Raw genomic sequence first — 21213 nt, 5'->3', positions numbered from 1 at the left:
TCACGTGTGACATGTGATGTGCCACCTCCTCCGGGCAACGACAGGAGCCGTGGCAGAAGGGGAGCGGCCGGTGCGGCCGCGCGGAAGGAGGGCGCGGCCGCACCGCCCGGATCAATGCCTGAAACGGAACTCCTGCACGGAAACGAAGTCCTGCGGCTGGCCCGACGTGAACGTCAGGAACACGTCGTGCGTGCCCGTCACCGAGGCGACGTTCCCCGGCACGTCCCGCCACGAGGTCCAGCCGCCGGTGCTCCCGATCGCGAACGACCCGATCGGCGTCGCCGTCGCCGAGTCGATCCGGACCTCCACGAGGCCGCTCACCCCGCCGCCGGCGCCCGAAGCGACCCGTGCGACGAAGTCCAGAGGACTCTGGGACCCGAAGTTCACGTCGTCGTACCGGACCCAGTCGCCGTTGCCCAGCGGCCCGATCGACGAACCGCCCGCCGAAGCGCCCGAAGTCGCGTCGAACGAGGACGCCGCGATGGTCGCGTACGCGTCCCGCGCACCGCCGGGGTTCCCGGTCGTCGGCGGATCGGTCGGCTCCCCGGTACCGCCGCCCCCGGCGGTGTAGACCCGCACGTAGTCGACGAGCATCGAATGCCCGGGCACCGTCGCCGCCGTCGGCGTCGTCCGCCCCGACACCCCGTCGGGGAAGGCCCCGCCGATCGCCAGGTTCAGCAGCAGGAAGTACCCGGCGTGGTCGGTCATCTGCGCCCACGTGTCCGCCGGCAGGCTGCCCTCGTCGATGGTGTGGAACAGCGTCCCGTCGACGTACCAGCGCAGCTGGCCCGCCGGACCCGACTCGTCCCACTCCATGCCGTACGTGTGGAAGCCGTTGTGGCACGAGCCCCCGCAGTAGGTCTGCCCGGCGAGCCCGTTGAACTCGTTGCACGGCCCGCCCGGGGCCACGCCGCAGTGGAGCGTCCCGAACGTCCAGTCCAGACCGTTCACGTTCTCCATGAAGTCGATCTCGCCGATGCCCGGCCAGTTCCAGTGGTTGCCGCGGAACGGCGCCCCCATCGACCAGAACGCCGGCCAGTAGCCGAGCGCCGCCTCACCGGTCACCTGCGGCAGCTGCAGCCGCCCCTCGACCTTGAGCGTCCCGCCCTGCGGCGGCTTGAAGTCGGCCCGGACCGTCTCGATCCGCGCCGACGTCCACTGCCCCGCCGAGTCGCGCAGCGCGGTGATCTTCAGGTTCCCGCTGCCGTCCATCGAGACGTTCGCCGGGTTGCTCGTGTGGGCGGCGATCTCGCCGGTGCCCCAGTTCGCGGGCCCGCCGGGATAGCCGTGCCCGAGGTCGTAGATCCAGTTCGCGGTCGAGGGCTGCGATCCCGCCGCGCCGTTGAACTCGTCGGACCAGACGAGGTCCCACGTCTGCGCGGCCGCCGGGCCCTCCTGGGCGCTGGCGTTCGCGATGTGGAGGCCCGCCGCGGCGAGCACTGCCGTGCCCGCGGTGAGGGCGGCGGCGACGCGGAGGAGTCCGCGTCGGGGGAGTCGGGGTGGATGCTGTCGTTCGGAGGTCTGCGCTCGTGCCATGACGGCTCCTTTGCCGAGGGTTCGAGAGATCGCTCTCTCAGATCTGATCTGGTCTCAGATCAATGTTGAGAGAGCGCTCTCTCATTCGGTTCAGGACTCATTCCTACCGAATGAATCGGTACATGTCAATGGGTCGTGGCCGAACCGTTATCGGCCGGGCCGCCTGTCGCCGCAGGTAAGCCCTTGCGGCGCAGGGTTAACGGTCACCTTCGCGACGTCGCGTCAGCGCGCGCCGTCCTCGCCCTCGGCCTGCGGCGGCTGCTGCTGCGCCTCGCGCGATCGCCGCCGCAGATCGCCCAGCCGCGCCTGGCGCTCCTGCCGCAGCCGCTCCAGGCGGTGCTGCCGCTCCCGCCGCTCCTCCGGCGACTCCGTGCCGCCGAGCATGCGCTTCTCGATCCACTCGACGTGCTCGGCGTGCGCCGCCGCGTTGATCGCCCGCACGTCCTGGTACGCGCCCCGCAGCGACTCCATCCGCTGCAGCGCGTCGTGGCACTGGGCCAGCAGGATCTCGATGTCGGCGTTCTCGGCCGCGTCGGCGTCCTCGCGGCGCGCCTCCAGCCACGCGATGCCCTCCCGCAGCTTCTCGCGGGCCTTGAGGTTGTGCATCGCCAGGTCCTCGACGATCTTGTCGGTCATCTCGAGGAAGCTCAGGTGAGGATCGGGCCGGTCGTCGGTGCCCATGGGGCCGTCCTTCCACGAGGAGGTGCCTCTACCCCCTCTACCATACGTGCGCGGCTACGATCATCCTTCACCGCGCGACCGATTCACCCCGACGAGCCGAGGCCCAGTGGAATCCATCGAGACCGTCATCGACACCCTCACCCAGACCCAGGACGCCCCGCCCGTCTGGGTCATGCTCGCCTGCCTGGCCGCCGCGGCCGCCGCCGTTCTCTACACGCCCGTGTGGCGTTGGGCCCGCGGCTTGGTCACCATCGCCCACGAAGGCGGGCACGCGTTCACGGCCGTCCTCATGCGCCGCCGCCTCACCGGGATCCGCCTCCACGCCGACACGTCGGGCCTGACGTTCTCGCGCGGCAGGCCCACCGGTTTCGGCGCGGCCATGACCCTCTTCGCCGGGTACACCGCGCCGGCCGTCCTCGGCCTCCTCGCCGCCGCCCTGACCGGCGCCGGACGCATCGTCCTGCTGCTGTGGATCACGCTGGTGCTCCTGGCGGTCATGCTCGTGTTCATCCGCAACTGGTACGGGGCCCTGGCACTGATCGTGGTCGGCGCGGGCGTCTTCGCCGCGACCTGGTACGGCAATGCGATCGTCCAGACCGTCGCGGCCTACGCGGGCGCGTGGCTGCTGCTCCTGGGCTCCGTCAAGCCGGTCCTGGAGCTTGGCTCGCGGCGCCGCCGCAGGCGCGGCCCGGGCCAGTCGGACGCCGACCAGCTCGCCGGGATCACCGCGATGCCCGCCGGAGGCTGGATCTTCCTGTTCGGCCTCGCCACCATCGCCGCCGCCTTGTGGGGCACGTACATGCTGCTGCCGTTCGACGAGTGGATCCCCGCCGCCTAGCGGCCTCGGCGGTGGGCCCGCTCAGCACAGGTGCCGCTTGGTCTTCGCGGTCGGCGCCACCGAGTACGGGTCCTCCGGCCACGGGTGCTTCGGGTAGCGGCCGCGCATCTCCTTGCGCACGTCCTGGTACGGACCCTCCCAGAACGACCGGAGGTCGGCCGTCACCGCGAGCGGCCTCCCGGCCGGGCTGAGCAGGTGGAGCAGGACCGGCACGCCCGCGATGCGCGGCGTGTCGACCGCGCCGAACATCTCCTGCAGCTTGACGGCCAGCACCGGCGCCTCGCCGGAGTAGTCGACGCGGACCTCGCGGCCCGACGGCACCGCGAGCGCCTCCGGCGCGGTCTCGTCGATGCCCGCCTGCCACGGCAGCAGGTTCCGCAGGGCCTGGCCGACCGGGATGCGCTCCACATCGGACCGCCGCGTCGCGCGCGACCACCACGGCTCCAGCCAGTCCGTGCCCGCCGTGAGCGCCGCGTCGGAGACGTCGGCCCACGGCTCGCCGACCGCCTTGCGGCAGAACGCCATCCGTTCGCGCAGCCGCACCGACTCAGCCGACCAGCGCAGCAGTCCGAGCCCTTCACGGCGCAGGCCCTCGGCGAGGGCGGCCGCGACGAGCTCGGGTGCGGCGTCGCGCAGCGGCTGCGACGACACCTCGATCGCCCCGAGCGACCGGACGCGGCGCGCGGCCACGTCGCGCCGTTCGGCGTCCCACTCGACACGCTCGGCGACGCTGTCGCCCACCAGCTCGCACGCGAGCTCGCCGTCGATCGGGACGGCTGCGCGGATGATCGCGGCGGCGCGGCCGGGGGAGCGGTCGGCGTCGGCGATGGCCAGCCACGGGCTTCCGGCGAGCGAGGACCCCTCGGCGGCCACCGCGCCGGTCCCGGCGACCGTGCGCCACTGGCCCGCCCCGCTGGAGCGGCCCGGATCGTCGGGGCGGCCCCGGACCGGAGTGGCCGCCGCCCCGGCTTGGCGTTTGGCGACGCGCTCGGGGAACGCCAGGGCGATGACCGTCGCCGCGGCCTCGTCGTCGCTCACGGCGACCCCGCGCCGGGACGCCGATCCGGTGCCGGGCCGTCCGGACTGCGCTGCGCCCGCAGCTTCCTCGCCGGGCGCGTCGGCGGCGCTGAGCGCACGCTCGAGGCGTTTGACCTCGGACTCCCACTGGCGGTCGCGGCCGGTGCGCAGCTGCCGCCATTGCGCGAGAAGGTCGTCGCCCTTGGCGCGGCGGTCGAGGTTGAGGAGGGCGGCGACTTCGGCGGCCTTCTGGGGGCCGACGCGTGCGGCGCCGTCCACGAGCGCGCGGGCGAGCCGCGGGTGGACGCCCATCCTGGCGAGCGCCCGGCCCCGTGCGGTGGCCGCGCCGTCGGTGTCGATGGCGCCCAGGGAGAGCAGCGTCGATTCGGCGGCTTCGAGGGCGCCTGCGGGCGGCGGGCCGGGGAGGGCCAGGTCGGCGACGGGGGTGCCCCAGCAGGCGGTTTGGAGGCGGAACGCGGTGAGGTCGGAGGAGGCAATGTCCGGGGCGGGCTGGGCGGCGCGGCGGGCGTGCTCGGCTTCGCTCCAGCAGCGCCAGACCGCGCCGGGTCCTTCGCGTCCGGCGCGGCCCGCGCGCTGGTCGGCGGCGGCGCGGGAGGCGTAGGCGGTGGTCAGGCCGGGCAGGCCGCGGGCGTGGTCGATGAGGGGGCGGCGGGCGAGGCCCGCGTCGACCACGATCCGCACGCCGGGCACGGTGAGGCTGGACTCGGCGATGTCGGTGGCGAGGACGATCCTGCGGCGCGCTCCGATGCGCATGGCACGGTCCTGTTCGGACGACGACACCGAACCGTGCAATTGATATATATCGACACCGAGGTTTTCGGTTTGCAAGTGCGACAAGCGCTCGGCGACGCGGCGGATCTCGGCGGCGCCGGGGAGGAAGACGAGCAGGTCGCCGTCGTCGGCGTCGAGGGCCCGTTCGACGGTTTGGGCGACGTGGGCCAGGAACCGGGGGTCGACGCGCAGCCCGTCGGGGGCGTTGACGCGTTCGCGCGGCGGGGCCCAGTGCATCGCGACGGGGTGGCGCATCGGTTCGGAGCTGACGGCGGGCGCGGGTGATCCGCCGGTGCCGAGCAGGTCGGTCCAGAGGGCGATGTCGGCGGTGGCGGAGGCGGCGACGAGGCCGAGTTCGGGGCGCAGGACCTGGCGGGTCTCGGCGAGGAACGCGCACGCGGTGTCGGTTTCGAGGTGGCGCTCATGGCATTCGTCGAGCACCACGAGGTCGACGCCCGGGAGTTCGGGGTCGGCGATGAGCCGGTTGAGGAGCACCCCGGTGGTCACGACCTCGACGCGGGTGGCGGCGGACCGCCGCGTCTCGCCCCGGATCTGGTAGCCGACCCGCTCGCCGACCTTCTCGCCGAGGATCGCGGCCATCCGCGCGGCGGCGGCCCGGGTGGCGAGCCGTCTCGGCTCGGCCACGAGGACGCGGCGCTGTGGCATATCACGTGTCACACGTGACGCGGCATTGCCGCGGGAGTCGCCACCCGAGGCACTGCCGGAATCGCGGCCGGGCGCATCGCCGAGGGCGCCGTTGGACGCATCGCCATCGGCGCTGGGGGAGGTGTCGAAAACCGGGATGAGGCCCGCGAGGGCGAGCGGCGCGAGGGTGGTCTTGCCGGTGCCGGGCGGCGCGGCAAGCACCGCGGTCCCGGTGCGCGCCACGGCCTCCAGGAGGGCGGGCAGGGCTTCGCGGATCGGCAGCTCGGGCAGCGCGGGCGGTTGCGGCATGCCGACCATTCTCGCCGAGACCCCGACGGAGACGGTGAGCGGACGGAGTGCGCTGTGCCCCGTGCCTAGCTTGTGTCATCTGGGCTTCGCTGTCGAACGTGAACGGCGGTTCCCGGCAAATCGGACAACGGTGGGCCCCCGTTGTCAAGGGTGGCAGGCGGGTACGACATCCGGTGGTGGTTCGACCCCCGAGGTCGGGCGTGTCCGGTCGTGAGCACCCCCGATGTACAGGATCCAGGAGGGGTATGACATCGGGAGGCGGTCGGGTCTGCCGGACCGGGTGTGGCCGCTGGCGGGGCGGGACCGTGGCCCGATCACCGCCCCGCCAGCGGTCGGGCTCAGCCTGCCTGGTTGCCGTCGGGGCAGGAGTCGTCGTTGGCGACGTATTCGAGGACGATCTCGGTGTCGTAGCCGACTTCGGTGCCGGCGTTGGGGGTCTGGTACAGCACTTCGCAGGTGTCGAACTCGCCGGTCTCGGTGGAGGTCGGCACCGGCGTGATCGACGAGAAGCCCTGGCCTTCGAGGTCGGAGACGGCGTCGTTGACGTCCATGCCCGCGAAGTCGTCCATCTCGACGAGCTGCGGCCCGTCTTCGGTCGTCTGCTCCTCGGAGCCGCCGTCGTCGTTGCCGCCGTTGTCGGTGTTCTCGGAGTCGTCCTCTTCGTCGTCGCCGCCGGAGTCGTCGCTGGTCTCCTCGGCGGCCTCGGTGTTCTCCTCGGCCGCTTCGGACTGCGAGGTCGCGCTGGTGTCCTCGCCCGCGGTCGTGTCGTTCTCGTCGGCGGCGTTGTCCCACGGCTTCAGCATGAACAGGACGACCAGCAGGACCGCCATGCCCGCCACGACCACCAGGATCGGTCCGGTCGGGTTGCGCCTGGGCTCCTCGGCCTCGCGCGGGGGCGGCAGCGGGCGATCAGGCGCGCCGCCGGCCCGGTACTGGCCGGTCCCGGGGGAGCCGTACTCGTCGTGCTGCACCGGCTGCACCGAGGTGTGGGCGGGTGCCACGCCGGCGGCCATCGCGGGTGCCACGCCGGGCGTCATGACCTGGGTGGACTGGAACGACTGCGGGGACGAGCCGTAGGGGCTCGGCGAGGGCGCGAGGATCGCCGTCGTGCCGCCGCCCATGCCGCCGGACTTGCAGACCTGGGCGAACTCGGCCGCCGACGCGAAGCGCTGACGGGGGTCCTTCGCCAGGCATCGCATGATGATCTGGGCGACCGGTCCGGGGACGTCGGGAGGGAGCGGCCCGGGCTGGCCGGTGAGGTGCCCGGCGATCGCGGCGGTCGGCTCGTTGCCCGCGAACGGGGGCCGACCGGCGAGGCACTCGTAGCCGACGATGCCGAGGGAGTACAGGTCCGTCGCGCCGGTCAGCTGCGCGCCCTGGAGCTGCTCGGGAGAGGCGTAGGCGAGGGTGCCCATGACAGTGCCGGTCTCGGTCAGCCCGGCGCCGCCCTTGGCGGCGGCGATGCCGAAGTCGACGATCTTGACGCTGCCGTCGGTGCCGACGAGCAGGTTCCCCGGCTTGATGTCGCGGTGGATGATGTGGGCCTGGTGGGCGACGTCGAGTGCTTCGGCGGCCGAGGCCATGATCCGCAGGGTCTCGTTGGGGGACAGGCGGCCCCGCTCGCGCAGCACGGTGTCGAGCGCCTGGCCGCGCACGAGCTCCATGATGAGGTAGGAGACGAGCCCCTCGGGCGCGTGCTCCTCGCCGTAGTCGTAGAGGCTGACGATCCCCGGCGACTGGAGCTGGGCCACGGCCTGCGCCTCCTGGTGGAAGCGGGCGCGGAACCGGTCGTTGCCGGACAGTCCTGAATGGAGGAGTTTGACGGCGACCACGCGGTTGAGCCGGGTGTCGGTGCCGCGCCACACCGCGCCCATGCCGCCCGCGGCCAGGCGCTGCTCTAGGCGGTAACGGCCAGCGATCAGGTTCCCGGGTTCCACCCTCGGCCTCGCTTCTGATTCGGGGAGCAGGGGACGAGGGTGAGCTTAGTAGGGAGGCGCGAGCGCGCCCGAGGGCGTCCGGGCGCAGCCGGGCCCGATCGTGACGGCCGGAACGTGTGACATGTGATATGGCACTGCCTTGTTCGCAACGGGCCCAAGGCGATCGGCCAGGTGCCGCTACTCGGCGTCGTCGGCCGGTTCCAGGGTCAGGCTGATCGAGTTGATGCAGAAGCGGGCGTCGTCCGGGTTGTCCCAGCCTTCGCCGTAGAACACGTGCCCCAGGTGCGAGTCGCAGTTGGCGCACCGCACCTCGGTGCGGCGCATGCCGAGGCTGTCGTCCTCCAGGAGCCGCACGCGGTCTCCGGCCATGGGCGTCCAGAACGAGGGCCAGCCGCACCGTGAGTCGAACTTCGTGTCGGAGGCGAACAGCTCAGCGCCGCACGCGCGGCACCGGTAGACGCCCCGGCGCTTCTCGTCGACGTACTCGCCCGTCCACGGCGCTTCGGTGCCGCCTTGGCGCAGCACCTTGTACTCGTCGCGGCTGAGCTGCTCGCGCCACTGCGCGTCGGTCTTGCGGTCCTCGGCCATACCCCAAGTGTAGGAGCCGCGACACGCATCGTCCTCCCAGTGCCGGGCGGTCCGGTCCCGCCGCCTGGGCGAAAGCGCTGCAGCCGCACCCCCGGCGCGCCGCGCCGAACCGCCCGGGAGCCCGAGCCCGCGCCGCCCCTGCGCCGGGCCGCTAGGATCGGGCCCATGCGGTACCTCCTTGGCGACTACACCACTGAAGGCGGCCCGGGCCTTGTCGTGGCCGGACCCGACGGACTCGGCGCGGCCGCAGCCGTCGTCAACCCCTCGTGGGTCCACGTCGGTCCCGAAGCGGTCTACACCCTCACCGAGACCGAGCCGGGCTTCGCCGCGGCCTGGCGCCTCGGCGAGGACTTCGCGCTCGACCGGGTCGGCCAGGGCCAGTCCACCGGCGGCAACAACCCCTGCCACGCCACTGTGGACCCGAGCGGGCGCTGGCTGCTGGTCGCCAACTACGGCGCGGGCGACGGGGGCGGCGCCTCGGTCGCGGTCCTGCCGATCGGCGAGGACGGCACGCTCGGCGAGGCCGCCGACGTCTTCAAGCTCTCCGGGTCGGGTCCCGACGCGGACCGCCAGGCCGGGCCGCACGCGCACCAGGTGGTATGTCACATGGGACGCGTCCTGGCCGTGGATCTGGGCTCGGACCGCGTCCACGCGTTCGACCTCGGCGAGGACGGGAAGCTCAGCCCCGCCGCGACCACGCAGCTCGAACCGGGCTTCGGCCCCCGCCACCTCGCGTTCCTCGGCGACCGGGCGGTCATCGTGGGGGAGCTGGCGAACGCGGTCGCGGTCGGCACCTTCGACGAGCGGGCGGCCACGTTCGCCTTCGGGCCGCCGGTGCCGCTGCCGGGCGGCGGCGTCGCCGACTTCGCGGCCATGCCCGACATCGGCCTCGACGAGGACGCCCCGCAGTCGCTCCCTGCGGCCGTGGTCCCCGACCCCGAGCGCGGCCTGGTGTACGTCACGGTGCGCGGCACCGACCAGGTCGCCGTGATCGACCCGGCCGACGGGACGCTCGTGCGCTCGGTCCCGGTCGGCGGCGCGTGGCCCCGCGACGCCGTGCTCACCGCCGACGGGACGCTCCTGGTGGCCTGCCAGCACTCCGGCGCGGTCGTCAGGGTCGACCCGGAGGGCGCGTCCGAGCCGGTGACCGAGTGGACCGTCCCCGGCGTCACCTGCGTGGCCCCGCTCACGTAAATCCTTCCCGGCAGGAAAATTTGCGCCTGCTGCAAAATTTCTTCATTTGCATCTTGTAAACATGAGTAACCCCTACTAGGGTTGCTCTCATGGCCGACCAGTCCGGACTCCGCGAACGCAAGAAGGCCGCCACCAAGGCGGCCCTCTGCGAGGCCACGCTGCGCCTCGCGGTGGAGAAGGGCGGTCTCGACGCCGTGACGGCAGACGAGATCGCGGCCGAGGCCGGGGTGTCCACCCGCACCTTCCACAACTACTTCCCGAACAAGGAAGCGGCCTTCCTCCACGACTTCCACGAGACCACGGCCGAGCTCCTGGAGCAGCTGCGCGAGCGCGCGCAGCGGCAGCCGATCTGGCACGCCCTGCGCGACAGCTCGATCAGCATGCACATCGAGGAGCGGTTCGACCTCACCCAGATGCAGTGCCGCGAGCAGCTGGTGCGCAACTCGCCCGAGCTCATCAAGAACCAGGCCGGGCAGTTCATGGAGCTGTTCGCCGAAGCGCTCGGGATCGTCGCCGAGGCGACCGGCACGTCGCCGGACGACCTCTACCCCAGGCTCGTCCTCGGCAGCGCCCTCGTCGCCATGAAGACCTCCAACGAGGACTGGCTGGCGAACCCGCGCGGACGCCACCTCAAAGACGTCATCACCGCCGCCTTCGACCAGCTCGAGGCCGGCATCACCAGACCCATAACCACAACCCATAGCTGAAACACACCAGGAAACCCGCCGCCGAAGCCGTCGGCGAACACCACCCGAGCCGACCGGCCCCGCCGCCGCACACCCGCCGTTCCCTGAACGGCTGTGCGGCGGGGCCGGAAGGCGATCCCTGTTAGGAGCACCCAGCGTGGCCACCTTCCTCTACCGCCTCGGCAGAGGGTCCTTCAGACTGCGATGGCTCGTCCTCGTCGTCTGGGTCCTCATCGTCGGCGGCGTCGGCGCCGCGGCGGCGACCATGCAGCAGGAGACGAACCCCGAGTTCGTCCTCCCTGGCACCGAGTCCCAGGAGGCGTTCGACCTCCTCGAAGAACGCTTCCCCGAGGCGAGCGCCGACGGCGGCAGCGCCCAGATCGTGTTCGAGTCCGAGAACGGCGAACCGCTCACGGCCGAGTCCAACAAGGCCGTCATCGACGAGCTCGCCGCCACGATGGAGCAGTCGCCGCAGATCGCGTCGGTCACCAGCCCGTTCGCGACCGACGAGGCCGGGAACCCGATCGGCATGATCTCCGCAGACGGCCAGAACATCGCCGTCATGCAGGTCACCTACGCCGAGCCGTCCATGGAGCTCGACGAGGGCACCGTCGAGTACCTCGAGGACGCCGTGGCCGACACCGAGGCCGCCGGCGTGCGCGTCGAGGTCGGCGGCGACGTCCTCCAGGCCATGCCCGAGACCGGCACGACCGAGCTCATCGGCATCGCCGTCGCCCTCGTCGTCCTCGTGATCACCTTCGGCGCCCTCCTCGCTGCGGGCCTGCCGATCATCACCGCCGTCCTCGGCGTCATGCTCACCACCGCGGGCATCCTCGCCGCGACGTCCTTCATGAACGTCAGCGAGTCCACCGGCACGCTGGCCTCCATGATCGGGCTCGCCGTCGGCATCGACTACGCGCTGTTCATCCTCTCGCGCTACCGTTCAGAACTCTCCAAGGACGGCCGCGTCGAAGACAAGCGCGCCCGCGCCGAGGCCATGGGCCGCGCCGTCGGGACCGCCGGCTCCGCCGTGTTCTTCGCCGGCCTCACCGTCGTGATCGCACTGCTCGGCCTGTCGGTCGTGAACATCCCGTTCCTGACCGAGATGGCCGTGGCCGCCGCCGTCACCGTCGTCATCGCCGTGCTCATCGCCGTCACCCTGCTCCCGGCCTTCGCCGGGTTCGCCGGGAAGCGGATCTTCACCAGGCGGCAGCGCCGCCGGATCGCCGAAGGCCTGCACGACGCCAAGCCCAACGGCGGCAAGCGCTGGGCCGGGTTCGTCACCCGCCACCCGATCCTGGTCGCCCTCGTCGGCATCGTCGGCCTCGGCGCGCTCGCCTACCCGGCGCTCGACCTCGAACTGGGCCTGCCCGACGCCGGGTCCTCCGGTGAGGAGACCACCCAGCGCCAGGCGTACGACCTCATCAGCGAGGGCTTCGGCGAAGGCTTCAACGGCCAGCTCATCATCGTCGGCGACCTCGAAGACGGCGTCGACGCGATGACCGCCGCGCAGAACATCACCGACGAGCTGAACGGCATCGACGGCATCGCCGTCGTCGGCCAGGCGTTCCCGAACGCCGACATGGACACCGTCATGGTCACCCTCATCCCGGAGACCGGACCGTCCGACCACGCCACCAACGAGCTCGTGCACGAGATCCGCGACGTCCTCGCCGACGACACGGACGCGGACTGGGCCGTCACCGGCGCCACCGCGCTGAACATCGACATCTCCGACAACCTGAACGACGCGCTGCTGCCGTACATGCTCATCGTCGTCGGCCTCGCGGCGCTCATCCTGCTGCTGGTGTTCCGCTCGATCCTCGTGCCGGTCATGGCCACGCTCGGGTTCATGCTCAGCGTGTTCGCCGCACTGGGCGCGCTCGTCGCGGTCTTCCAGTGGGGCTGGATGGCCGACCTGTTCAACGTGGACCAGCCCGGTCCGATCATGTCGATGATGCCGATCCTCATGATCGGCCTCGTCTTCGGCCTCGCGATGGACTACCAGATCTTCCTGGTGACCCGCGTCCGCGAAGCCTACGTGCACGGCGCCAACCCGAAGCAGGCCATCGTGGAGGGCTACGGCCACTCCTCGCGGGTCGTGGTCGCCGCCGCGCTCATCATGATCAGCGTCTTCGCGGCGTTCATCTTCAGCGGCGAGGCGATGATCGCGGCGATGGGCTTCGGCCTGGCCGCAGCCGTCATCTTCGACGCGTTCGTCGTCCGCATGGCGATCATCCCCGCGATCATGGCCCTCATCGGCCGCGGCTCGTGGTGGATCCCCAAGTGGCTCGACCGCATCCTGCCGAACGTCGACGTCGAAGGCGACAAGCTCCAGGAGCACCTCGCCAAGGACGCCCCGCACGAAGACGAGCGCGAGCTCGTCGGAGCGTCCAAGTAGCCGATGCCTGAAGGGGACCGGGCCCGCCCCCGGCCCGGTCCCCTCCGGCAATCGGCGAACGGGGGGACCTATGACGGTCTTCTTCTGGGCGATGCTCATCCTCATCGGCATGGTGGTCGCGGACTTCTTCGTCCCCATGCTCCCGAGCGCGACGCTCGTCACCGCCGCCGCCGGGCTCGTCTTCGGCAACCCGATCCTCATCGGGGTGCTGCTCGTCGGCGCCGCCGCCGCGTCCTGGCTCGGCGAATTCCTCGGCTACCGGCTGTTCCGCTCCCTGCGGACGGGACTGGCGCGCCGCAGCCCGCGCGCGGTACGCGGCCTCGTGACCGGCGCGGTCGCGAAACTCGAAACCCTCCTGCAGCGCACCATCAGCGACCATCCCTACCGGACGACGATGGTGGCGCGGTTCCTCCCTGCCGGGCGTACCGCGCTGGCGTGGGCGGCGGCGGGCACCGCCAAGCCCCCGTACGCGCGCATGGCCGCCCTCGGCGGCGTCCTGTGGGCGGTGTACTCGGTCGGCCTCGGCCTGGTGATCGCCTGGATCGCCGGGCCCGGACTGCAGTCGCTCGTCGGCTCGGTCGTCACCATGGCGGCCGTGGGCCTGTTCCTCGGCTGGCTCGCCCGCCGCTGGCAGCGGACCCACCCGGACCTGCCGGACGCCGCGGTCCTCGCGATCGCGGCCGCACCCGACACCGTCCTGGCGGCACCCGCCCCGGCCGGCGAACCGGGCGACACCGGGGAGGCGACCGCGAGGGCCGCCTGACAACCCCTGGTGACATATCACATGTGACACATCAGCAGGGCTCGCCTTGAATGCCAATGGCATTCAAGGCGAGCCCTTTCGGCGTTTCTCGGCGCATCGCGATGTGCCAATTTCCCAGCCGATTGACATTTGTCGATGATCTGACAAATCATCGCGTTTAGTGTCCTTTGCGGACCGGTACTCTGTGGGCTGGACCAGGGATACCGGACACGGCGGGTGGGCGTCGGCAGGGACTTGAGGTGAGACAGGTGGGAGTCAATGATCCGTGTACTCGTCCAGCACGACCAGTGCCTCTGGCGCACCGCACTGCGCCGCGGCCTCGCTGCTGAACAGGGCATCGTCCTCATAGACGAGACCAGCCGGGACGAGGACGCGGTCACCGCCGCGCTTCGCCTGCGCCCCGACGTCCTCGTCCACGACTCCGGTTTACTGCCGCCCGAACGCGCGGAAGCGCTCTGCGCCGCCCTGCCCGAGACGAACGTGCTGCTCCTCGTCGACCCCACACGCAGGGCGGGCCTCTCGCAGGACCTCACGCGACTGGTCCCGCGCGTCGGGTTCGTGACCACCGGCGAGACGTTCGAGCGGCTCATCGACGCCATCCACCGGCTCATCGGCGGCGAAGCGGTGATCGGCCCGGGGATCGCGCTGGCGGCCATACGGGCCCGCGAGAACCCGCTCACCAAGCGGGAGCAGGAAGTGCTCAGCCACGTCCGGACCGGCGCGACGACGCGGGAGATCGCCGAGACGCTGTTCCTGCGGGTCGAGACGGTTCGCAACTACCTGTCGAACGCCATCCACAAGTCCGGGGCGCGCAGCCGTATCGACGCGGTGCGGATCGCTCAGGAGGCGGGCTGGATCTGAGCCGCGCGAGGGCGGGCCGCGGGTCCGGATGGAACCGGCGGGTTGGGAATGTCGCCGGTTCCCCAGTGCGACAGCAGGTCTTGGTAGAGCGGTGAGGACGCGCGCAGGTGCTCGTGGTCGCCGGTGACGGCGCTGCCGCCGTCGAGGACGAGCAGGCGCCGGGCGCGCATGGCGGAGCTCGCGCGGTGGGCGATGAGGACGAGGGTGCCGCGGGCGGCGAAGGCGGCCTCGGCGCATGCCTCGGCAGCGGGGTCGAGATGGCAGGTGGCCTCGTCGAGGATCGCGACGGGAGCGGGCGACCGGTGGGCGCGGGCGAGGGCGATGAGCTGGCGCTCGCCCGCTGAGAGGCGGCGCGGGTCGAGTGCGGCGCCGAGGCCGCCGAGCCGTTCGACGAGGGGCGCCGCGCCGACTGCGGCGGCGGCTTCGGCGAGGTCGGTGTCGGTCGCTTCGGGGTCGAGGTAGCGCAGGTTGTCGCGGACGGTGCCGCTGAGGACGTACGCCTCCTGGGGGATCAGGACGCGGCGCTGCGCGAGGTCGGCGGGGCTCAAGGCGGCGGCGTCGGTGTCGCCGTAGGAGACGGTGCCGGAGTCGGGACGGAGCAGGCCGCAGAGGAGTGCGGCCAGCGTGGACTTACCGATGCCGCTGGGGCCGATGATCGCGAGGTGGTCGCCTTGGGGGACGGTGAGATCGAGGCCGTCGACGGCGGGTGCGGCGTGTGGGCCGTAGGCGAAGGTCAGGCTGTGGGCGGTGAGCACGGTGCGGGGGTCTGGCTGGTGCGCGGCGGTGTGCGAGAAAGTGGTGCGCGGGGCGGTGGTGGTGGCCGTTCCCCGGGGTCGGGTGTGTCCGGTATGGAGGCCCCCCGATTCAAGGATGCCTGGTGGGTATGACAGTTGGGCTGTGTCCGCGCCCCGGGGTCGGGTGTGTCGGGTCGCAGGACCCCCCGATGACATGGTCTCGCGGGGGTGCGACAGTGCTGTCGGAGCGGGAGCGGGAGCGGGAGCGGGAGCGGGAGCGGGAGCGGGAGCGGGAGCGGGAGCGGGAGCGGGAGCGGGAGCGGGAGCGGCGCCAGGCGGCGAGGCGGCGGTGGTTCTGTTGTCGGCGTTGAGGATGCGGTCGAGGGCTACGCAGAGGCGGAGGCCGCTGTTGCCGAGGCCGGTGACGAGCGTGTTGAGGGCCGGCTGGATGCCGGTGAGCACGTAGAGCAGCGCCCCGGTGAGGGCACCGGCGGTGAGGCCGCGAGCGGCGAGCCACGGCGCGGCGACGAGAACCGCGAGCAGGGGCAGCCAGCCGCCCACGGCGAAGCACAGGGCGCGCAGGGCCGCAGCTCCGGCGAGCGCTCGCTCTGCGGCGGCCAGGCGGTCGATCGATTCGCCGGTGTACCGCTGGGCATAGGCTTCGCCGCCGCAGGCCGCGAGGTCCGGTACTGCGGCCGCGACCTGGCCGATGCGCTCGGCGAGGTGTTCGTCGGCCTCTGCGGCGCGGCGATGCCGCTCTGCGGCGAAGCCGATCGTGGCGATGAAGCCGAAGAGCCCCAGCAGGAACGGCGGGAGCACGAATATGGCGAGGCGCGGGTCGAGGGCGAGGAGTCCGGCAGTGACGCCGATGGCCGTGACCAGGCATCCGCGGACGGCCAAGACGACCCCCGCGTAGGAGTCGCGGGCGATCTCGACCTGTCGGGCGAGCCGTGAGACGGCCCCGGAGTCGGGGCGTCCCGCGATGGAGGCGTGTAGCGCGTGACATATCACATGGCGCACCAGGCGGTCCCGGAACGGTTCCACTGTGGCGCCCAAGGCGGCATAGAGGCCGCGGGCGCCGAACGCACCCACGGCTGCGGCGGCCATGAGACCGCCGAGCCAGGCCGCGCCCGTCCAGGGGCGTCCGGCGAGGAAGCCGTCGTCGAGGGCGCGGGCGACCATGAGGCCGAACAGGGCGGTCGGCAGGGTCTCGGGGATCGACCAGAGGAAGAGCGCGAGCAGCGACCTGCGGCGGAGTCCGGCAGCGGCGTAACGCAGCATGGCTATCATGCGGCGCCCGTCGAGAGTAGTCGGTGACATGTCACATGGCACTGGGCTTCGGTCCTGCGACCGGGGGTCCCGCGGGGGACGGCGGCCCTGCGGAAGGGGGTTCCTCGAGAGGCTGCGGGCGTGCGGAAGGGGATCCCTCGAGGGGCTGCGGCGGCGCGGCCTCGGATTCTGGGGGAGGCTCCGGCGGTCATTGCTGGAAGACCTCCCGGTAGTCCGGCATGGTCCACAGTTCGTGGTGGGGGCCGACTGACCGGAGCCGGCCTTCGTCGAGCCAGACCACCAGGTCGGCCCTCGCGGCAATCTGGGCCTTGTGGGTCACGACGATCCTGGTCCGGCCGCTCGCGGCGAGCGCCTCGGCGACGCGCAGTTCGCTCACCGCGTCGAGCGCGGCGGTCGCGTCGTCGAGGACCAGGAGCCGTTCAGCGCGCCAGGCCCGGGCTAGGCCGATGCGCTGCGCCTCGCCGCCGGACATGGGCACCTCGTCGAGTGGCGTGTCGTAGCCGTGGGGGAGGCGTTCGGCGAAGCCGTCGGCGCCCACCGCGGTCGCGGCCGCGAGTACCGCTTCGCGGGGCCGTCCGGGCCCCATCGCGTCGGCGAGCGTCGCTCCGGCGAGCGCGGGGCGTTCGGCGGCCAGTCCGATCGCGGCACGCAATGCCTTGGGGGACAAGTGCGGCAGCGGCGTCCCGTCAAGAAGTACCGTTCCCTCGTCAGGGTCCCGCAGCCTCGCGACCACGGCAGCGAGCACCGACTTCCCGGACCCGGATTCCCCTACGACCGCCGCGACCGCCCCTCCCGGCACGGTGAACGAGACGTCCTCGAGGAGCGGGGCCTCCGGGCCGGAAACGGTCACTGCGCGCAGTTCGACTCGGCCGCAAGGCGACTGCACTGAGGGTGATGCTGCGCTGGTTGCGTTCGGCGCGCCTGTCGCCCGTCGATCGGCGTCCGCCGCGCGACCGGTCGGACCGCCTCCCGGCGCAGGGGCCTGGACGGTCGCTTCGAGCGGCGTGCGCTGAATGGTCTCGCTGAGCGGCGAGAGGGTCTGCTCCCCGTATTCGAGCTCCGGCACCTCGTGGACCTCGCCGAGCCGCGCCACCGCCGCTTTCGCCCTCGCCAGGACGCCGATGACGCCGGTGAGCGCGCCGAGTCCCGCGCCGAGCATCGCGTACTGGCCCGCCGCCAGCACCTCGCCCGCGCTCAACCGTCCCTGTCCCGCAAGATATCCGGCCACCGCCAGGACTCCTACCGTGGCGAGCGGCCCGGCGAACGCGGCCCTCGCGCCCGCCGCCGCGAGCGCCTTCCAGCTGGCCCGTCCGTGCTCGGCGAGCTCGGGGAGGTCCCGCAGCACCCGTTCGGTCTCGGCGTCCACAGTGCCCGCCGCCGCGATCGTGCGCCTGCCGCCGATCGCCTCGGTCAGCCGCGCCGCCATCGCCCCCTGGACGCGCTGGTAGGCCGTGGCGGCCGCCGCCGTCTCCTTCGCGAAGAGCCGCAGTACGACCGCGACCGCGGCGAGGCCGACCGCGAACGCCGCCGCGAGCCGCCAGTCGAGCCACAAGAGCATCGCGAGCCCGCCGAGCGGCGGCAGCGCAGCCGTGAGCGCCCCGATCAGGCCCGGCCCGGCTTGGGACGCGTCGGCCGCGCCCGCCGAGGTCCGGGCGACGAGGTCGCCCGTGTCGAACTCGCGGATGCGGTGGGGGATGCCGAGCATGCGGCGGACGAGGCCGCGGCGGAGCCACGCGGCTGCGTCGGCCGTGCACGAGGTCTCCGCGAAGGCGTCCACGAGGTCGCACGCCACGCCCGCGAAGATCAGTGCTGCAGCGACCTGCGCCCAGGTCCCGGCCCCGCCGCCAGCCACCGCGTCGTCGACCGCGTGGGCGAGCGCCAGCGGGAGCGCCAGGAGGCTGACCGTCCCTACAAGCGCGGAGGCGCCCAGCAGCGGGAGCCTGCGGCGGGAGCGGCGCACCACGGCGCCGAAGGGGAGTGCGGGCGCGGTCATCGGTCTCCGTTCGTCGGCCTCGGCCCCGGACGTGCGACGTCCGGGGCCGAGGTGCGGGTCAGGCTAGTGGCAGAGCAGCACGCTGAGGCTGCTCGTGCCGCCGCACAGGGTGGCGCTCAGGTTCGACGGGCACGAGTGCCCGCTGTTGGAGCTCCCGGCGGTGTTGAGGTCGTTGCCGCCTTCCATGCCCTGGAGGTCGAGAAGAGCCATGATCGCTGTCCTTTCGTCGTACTACTGGGAAACTGGGTCCACCCGCGTTCGCGACGCGGGGGCTTGCGGGGCAGTCGAACTGCCGATGAGCGGAAGGGACGCGGCCGAATCGGCGCCGAGGGCCGCGGCGAGCGCGAGGAGGATCCCCGCGCCGCCCGTGGCGAGGTCCATCGAGAGCCGCAGCAGGCCGGTCCCGGGGAACGCCATGCCGTCCGCGTACGGGAGCGCGTGCCAGGCGAGGGCCCGGACCTGCTCGCGCACAGCGGGGTCGGCGGCCGGGCGTCCGCTGCGCCCGGCGAGGTAGTAGAGGATCCCGGCGCGCCCGGTGAACAGGCCCGGCAGGATGTACATGGGGGAGCGTGCGGCGAGGGCGATCTGCGCCGACGCCTCGGCGAAGGACGGGTCGGGCCGGTAGGCCAGGTACGCGTCGAGCGCGATGCCGAGGCCGACGCTGCCGGCCTCCAGGTAGGGCATGGTGCGCCAGCCCTCGTCGATCTCGCGGGACCCGTTCGAGCGCACGACGCTGCGGACGAGGTCGGCGCGCAGGCCCGCCGCGGCGGCGTCGAGGTAGCCGGTGTCGCCGGTGGCGTCGAAGGCGCGCATGAGGAGCATCGCCCGTCCGGCCCCGCCGCGCATGAGCCCGGCCCACGGGTCGCGGCCGCCGCTCTGGGCCCCGCCCGCGGTCTCGACCGCGATCCGGTCGGGGACGAGCCCGGCGCACGCCAGCCCGGCCGCGGCCAGGTCGGCCTCCCCGCGCGTCTGGCCGAGGTGCAGCAGGTTCAGGCCGATCCCGGCGAGGCCGCCGAACAGGTCGCCGCCCAGGGACTTCCAGTCCTCGCCCAAGACGACGTCCACAGTATCCAGAGCCGCCTGGTGGTGCCCGAGCCGGTCGAGCGTGAACGCCGCGCCGCTGAGGCCGTCGTACAGACCCAGGCGCGAACCCGGAGCCGGGTCCACCGCGCGCCGCAGCAGCCAGTCCTCGTACACCTCCGACCGCCCCGCACCCGACACGTCCAGCGCGAGCAGGACCCCCGCCGCGCCGTACGCGAGACCCAGCCCGCCCGACTCGAACTGCTGCACGTCACCGGGGAAGAGCCGGTCCTCGCGCTCAGGGGTCGCGCTGGCGCGGATCGCGCGCGCAAGGGCGTCGCGCACCTCCGGCCAGTGGTCGGGGTCGGTGCTCGGCGCCTCGTACGCGTACTCGGGCGGCGCGATCAGGTCGACCGCGTCGTCGAGCCACCCGTCGGGGGCGGGGAACCGCTCCCGGATGACCTGCGCGAAGTGCCGGGCCTTGAGGCGGTGGAGGCCGAGCAGGTTCGTCATCGGCAGGAACAGCGCGAGCTTCATGCACGCCAGGGAGTACCGGTCGGCGGCGGCCCCGGTGAGGGAGCGGGGCGCGGCGAAGCCCTGGTTGCCCAGGCCCGCACGGCGTTCGGCGTCGACATCGGCGGCGACCTCGAAGTCGAGGAGGCACGCGCGCCCGTCGGGGCGGACCATCACGTTGAACAGGTGCAGGTCGCCGTAGGAGACGCCGCGCTCGTGGAGCCGCGCCACGATCGCGCTGATCTGCGCGTGCATGTCGACCGCCCACGCGGTGAACCGCTCGTACTCCTCAGGGGCCGCGTCGGCGTCGACGAGCGGGTAGCGGGTCACCACGGCCTTGCTGAGGACCTCGCCCTCCACGTACTCCATGGCGAGGAACCGGTGCTCGCCCAGCCAGAACACGCCCCTGGCCCGCGGGACGCCCGGCACCCCGGCGAGGCGTTCGAGGACGGCGTGCTCGTGCTCGACACGGGCGACCGCGTCGTTCCCCCAGGCGTCGAGCCCGGCGTGCGGGCGGCCCTCCTTCAGGACCGCCTGGCCCCCTTCGGCGTCGCGCGCCAGGTAGATGCCGCCGCCGTTGGAGAAGTGCAGGACCCGCTCGATCGAGTAGGGGATGGCGTCCACTTTGACCGCACTGCGGGCCTCCAGGTGCGGGGCCAGGAACGCCGGGAGCTCGACCCAGTCCGGGACGTGGAACACCGGGTCGCGCCGATCGGCCACGAGCCGCCCCTCGCCGTCCAGGAGTGCCGGGACGACCGCGCCGCGCTCGTCGGTGGTGTACCGGTTCGCGAAGGCGCCGTAGCGGACGTGGAGCGGCCCCGCGCCCCAGCGCAGGTCGCTGAGGATGTACGGCCCCGCCTCGCCCTCGAGCAGCGCTCCCAGCTCGGTGAGGATCCGCTCGCACTCCTCATCGGAGCCGGGGTAGATCGTGACGAGCTTCCCGGAGTACCCGCGCGGCGCGTACTTCGAGACGCGCACCAGCAGCGCGGACGCCGAGCGCAGGAACTTGAACTGGATCCCGCGCGGCACGCAGTAGTCCCACACCGCCGCCAGCACCCGCTCAGCGCCGTCCATCGTCGCCGACGCGTGGATCTTCCACCCCTGCGCCGGCAGCGCGGCGTCGTCGCGGCGCACGGTCAGCCAGTCGTCGGACTCCGAGCGCCGCCACCCCTCGGGGAGCTCGCGCCCGGCCACGGCGAACGACTCGCCGGCGGTCTCGGCCGAGTACATCGCGTCGTAGAACGCCGGATCGGCCATGGTGAACGCCGCGTACCTGTCGTCCATTCCCGGAACCTCCTTGAGCCGCAACCGGTGCTGCACCTCATCCTCTAGGACCGCGACCGGTCCGAACTACCCCGATTCATCACCGTTCGGGCCGTGAGAAACCCACTTCCGGCACCGCCCCGGCCGGGCCA

Annotated in this window: 15 protein-coding genes; 6 read left to right on the top strand and 9 right to left on the bottom strand. The window is 72.6% G+C overall.

Annotated elements, in window-relative coordinates; all coding sequences use genetic code 11:
• Nucleotides 1-111 precede the first annotated feature (111 nt).
• Entirely contained in the window at nucleotides 112-1536 is a 1425-nt protein-coding gene (locus ACGGCP_RS20395) for a glycoside hydrolase family 16 protein (RefSeq protein ID WP_392968351.1), read from the bottom strand.
• A 222-nt stretch (nucleotides 1537-1758) separates the two neighbouring features.
• Nucleotides 1759-2217, bottom strand: a complete 459-nt coding sequence (locus ACGGCP_RS20390; protein ID WP_392968349.1) for a hypothetical protein — start codon at nucleotides 2215-2217, stop codon at nucleotides 1759-1761.
• A gap of 106 nt (nucleotides 2218-2323) precedes the next feature.
• Between ACGGCP_RS20390 and ACGGCP_RS20385 the strand changes: the two genes are divergently transcribed.
• Entirely contained in the window at nucleotides 2324-3055 is a 732-nt protein-coding gene (locus ACGGCP_RS20385; RefSeq protein WP_392968348.1) for a M50 family metallopeptidase, read from the top strand.
• 21 nt (nucleotides 3056-3076) lie between these two features.
• On the opposite strand, the gene hrpB is transcribed toward ACGGCP_RS20385, so the two are convergent.
• The 3 genes from hrpB to msrB form a co-directional block, all read right to left on the bottom strand.
• Entirely contained in the window at nucleotides 3077-5818 is a 2742-nt protein-coding gene (gene hrpB / locus ACGGCP_RS20380; RefSeq protein WP_392968346.1) for an ATP-dependent helicase HrpB, read from the bottom strand.
• 338 nt (nucleotides 5819-6156) lie between these two features.
• On the bottom strand, nucleotides 6157-7755 hold the full coding sequence (locus ACGGCP_RS20375) for a serine/threonine-protein kinase (RefSeq protein ID WP_392968344.1): 1599 nt from the start codon (nucleotides 7753-7755) through the stop codon (nucleotides 6157-6159).
• Between the two features lie 177 nt (nucleotides 7756-7932).
• Nucleotides 7933-8343 (bottom strand): peptide-methionine (R)-S-oxide reductase MsrB, encoded by a 411-nt coding sequence (gene msrB, locus ACGGCP_RS20370; protein ID WP_392968342.1) that lies wholly within the window; start codon nucleotides 8341-8343, stop codon nucleotides 7933-7935.
• A gap of 165 nt (nucleotides 8344-8508) precedes the next feature.
• On the opposite strand from msrB, the gene ACGGCP_RS20365 reads away from it, so the two are divergent.
• From ACGGCP_RS20365 to ACGGCP_RS20345, 5 genes are all read left to right on the top strand, one after another.
• Nucleotides 8509-9537, top strand: coding sequence for a lactonase family protein (locus ACGGCP_RS20365; RefSeq protein WP_392968341.1), 1029 nt, complete (start codon nucleotides 8509-8511; stop codon nucleotides 9535-9537).
• 89 nt (nucleotides 9538-9626) lie between these two features.
• Entirely contained in the window at nucleotides 9627-10244 is a 618-nt protein-coding gene (locus ACGGCP_RS20360) for a TetR family transcriptional regulator (protein WP_392968339.1), read from the top strand.
• 136 nt (nucleotides 10245-10380) lie between these two features.
• Nucleotides 10381-12624: an MMPL family transporter gene (locus tag ACGGCP_RS20355; RefSeq protein WP_392968337.1), complete on the top strand. Its 2244-nt coding sequence runs from the start codon at nucleotides 10381-10383 to the stop codon at nucleotides 12622-12624.
• A gap of 70 nt (nucleotides 12625-12694) precedes the next feature.
• Nucleotides 12695-13387, top strand: coding sequence for a DedA family protein (locus ACGGCP_RS20350; protein ID WP_392968335.1), 693 nt, complete (start codon nucleotides 12695-12697; stop codon nucleotides 13385-13387).
• Between the two features lie 258 nt (nucleotides 13388-13645).
• Nucleotides 13646-14248 (top strand): response regulator transcription factor, encoded by a 603-nt coding sequence (locus tag ACGGCP_RS20345; RefSeq protein ID WP_392968333.1) that lies wholly within the window; start codon nucleotides 13646-13648, stop codon nucleotides 14246-14248.
• On the opposite strand, the gene ACGGCP_RS20340 is transcribed toward ACGGCP_RS20345, so the two are convergent.
• The 4 genes from ACGGCP_RS20340 to lanKC all read right to left on the bottom strand — a co-directional run bounded on the left by ACGGCP_RS20340 (nucleotide 14227) and on the right by lanKC (nucleotide 21082).
• Nucleotides 14227-16263, bottom strand: a complete 2037-nt coding sequence (locus ACGGCP_RS20340; RefSeq protein WP_392968331.1) for an ATP-binding cassette domain-containing protein — start codon at nucleotides 16261-16263, stop codon at nucleotides 14227-14229. The two genes, ACGGCP_RS20345 and ACGGCP_RS20340, sit on opposite strands and share 22 nt — an antisense overlap.
• Before the next feature lie 196 nt (nucleotides 16264-16459).
• Nucleotides 16460-18265, bottom strand: coding sequence for an ABC transporter ATP-binding protein (locus ACGGCP_RS20335; protein WP_392968329.1), 1806 nt, complete (start codon nucleotides 18263-18265; stop codon nucleotides 16460-16462).
• Nucleotides 18266-18328: 63 nt separating this feature from the next.
• On the bottom strand, nucleotides 18329-18475 hold the full coding sequence (locus tag ACGGCP_RS20330; protein ID WP_392968327.1) for a SapB/AmfS family lanthipeptide: 147 nt from the start codon (nucleotides 18473-18475) through the stop codon (nucleotides 18329-18331).
• Between the two features lie 21 nt (nucleotides 18476-18496).
• Entirely contained in the window at nucleotides 18497-21082 is a 2586-nt protein-coding gene (gene lanKC, locus ACGGCP_RS20325) for a class III lanthionine synthetase LanKC (RefSeq protein ID WP_392968325.1), read from the bottom strand.
• Nucleotides 21083-21213: the final 131 nt, after the last annotated feature.

It is taken from the genome of Glycomyces sp. NPDC048151, assembly GCF_043202775.1.
Lineage (GTDB): Bacteria > Actinomycetota > Actinomycetes > Mycobacteriales > Micromonosporaceae > Glycomyces.
The sequence above is the reverse complement of the archived record's forward strand: the minus strand, read 5'-3'. Positions and strand labels throughout refer to the sequence as shown.

Excerpts from the sequence above, each read along its gene's own strand:
- ACGGCP_RS20330 (WP_392968327.1), bottom strand. The coding sequence starts at position 18,475 with ATGGCTCTTCTCGACCTCCAGGGCATGGAAGGCGGCAACGACCTCAAC.
- ACGGCP_RS20360 (WP_392968339.1), top strand. The coding sequence starts at position 9,627 with ATGGCCGACCAGTCCGGACTCCGCGAACGCAAGAAGGCCGCCACCAAG.
- hrpB (WP_392968346.1), bottom strand. The coding sequence starts at position 5,818 with ATGCCGCAACCGCCCGCGCTGCCCGAGCTGCCGATCCGCGAAGCCCTG.
- msrB (WP_392968342.1), bottom strand. The coding sequence starts at position 8,343 with ATGGCCGAGGACCGCAAGACCGACGCGCAGTGGCGCGAGCAGCTCAGC.
- ACGGCP_RS20365 (WP_392968341.1), top strand. The coding sequence starts at position 8,509 with ATGCGGTACCTCCTTGGCGACTACACCACTGAAGGCGGCCCGGGCCTT.
- lanKC (WP_392968325.1), bottom strand. The coding sequence starts at position 21,082 with ATGGACGACAGGTACGCGGCGTTCACCATGGCCGATCCGGCGTTCTAC.
- ACGGCP_RS20395 (WP_392968351.1), bottom strand. The coding sequence starts at position 1,536 with ATGGCACGAGCGCAGACCTCCGAACGACAGCATCCACCCCGACTCCCC.
- ACGGCP_RS20350 (WP_392968335.1), top strand. The coding sequence starts at position 12,695 with ATGACGGTCTTCTTCTGGGCGATGCTCATCCTCATCGGCATGGTGGTC.
- ACGGCP_RS20345 (WP_392968333.1), top strand. The coding sequence starts at position 13,646 with ATGATCCGTGTACTCGTCCAGCACGACCAGTGCCTCTGGCGCACCGCA.
- ACGGCP_RS20340 (WP_392968331.1), bottom strand. The coding sequence starts at position 16,263 with ATGCTGCGTTACGCCGCTGCCGGACTCCGCCGCAGGTCGCTGCTCGCG.
- ACGGCP_RS20335 (WP_392968329.1), bottom strand. The coding sequence starts at position 18,265 with ATGACCGCGCCCGCACTCCCCTTCGGCGCCGTGGTGCGCCGCTCCCGC.
- ACGGCP_RS20390 (WP_392968349.1), bottom strand. The coding sequence starts at position 2,217 with ATGGGCACCGACGACCGGCCCGATCCTCACCTGAGCTTCCTCGAGATG.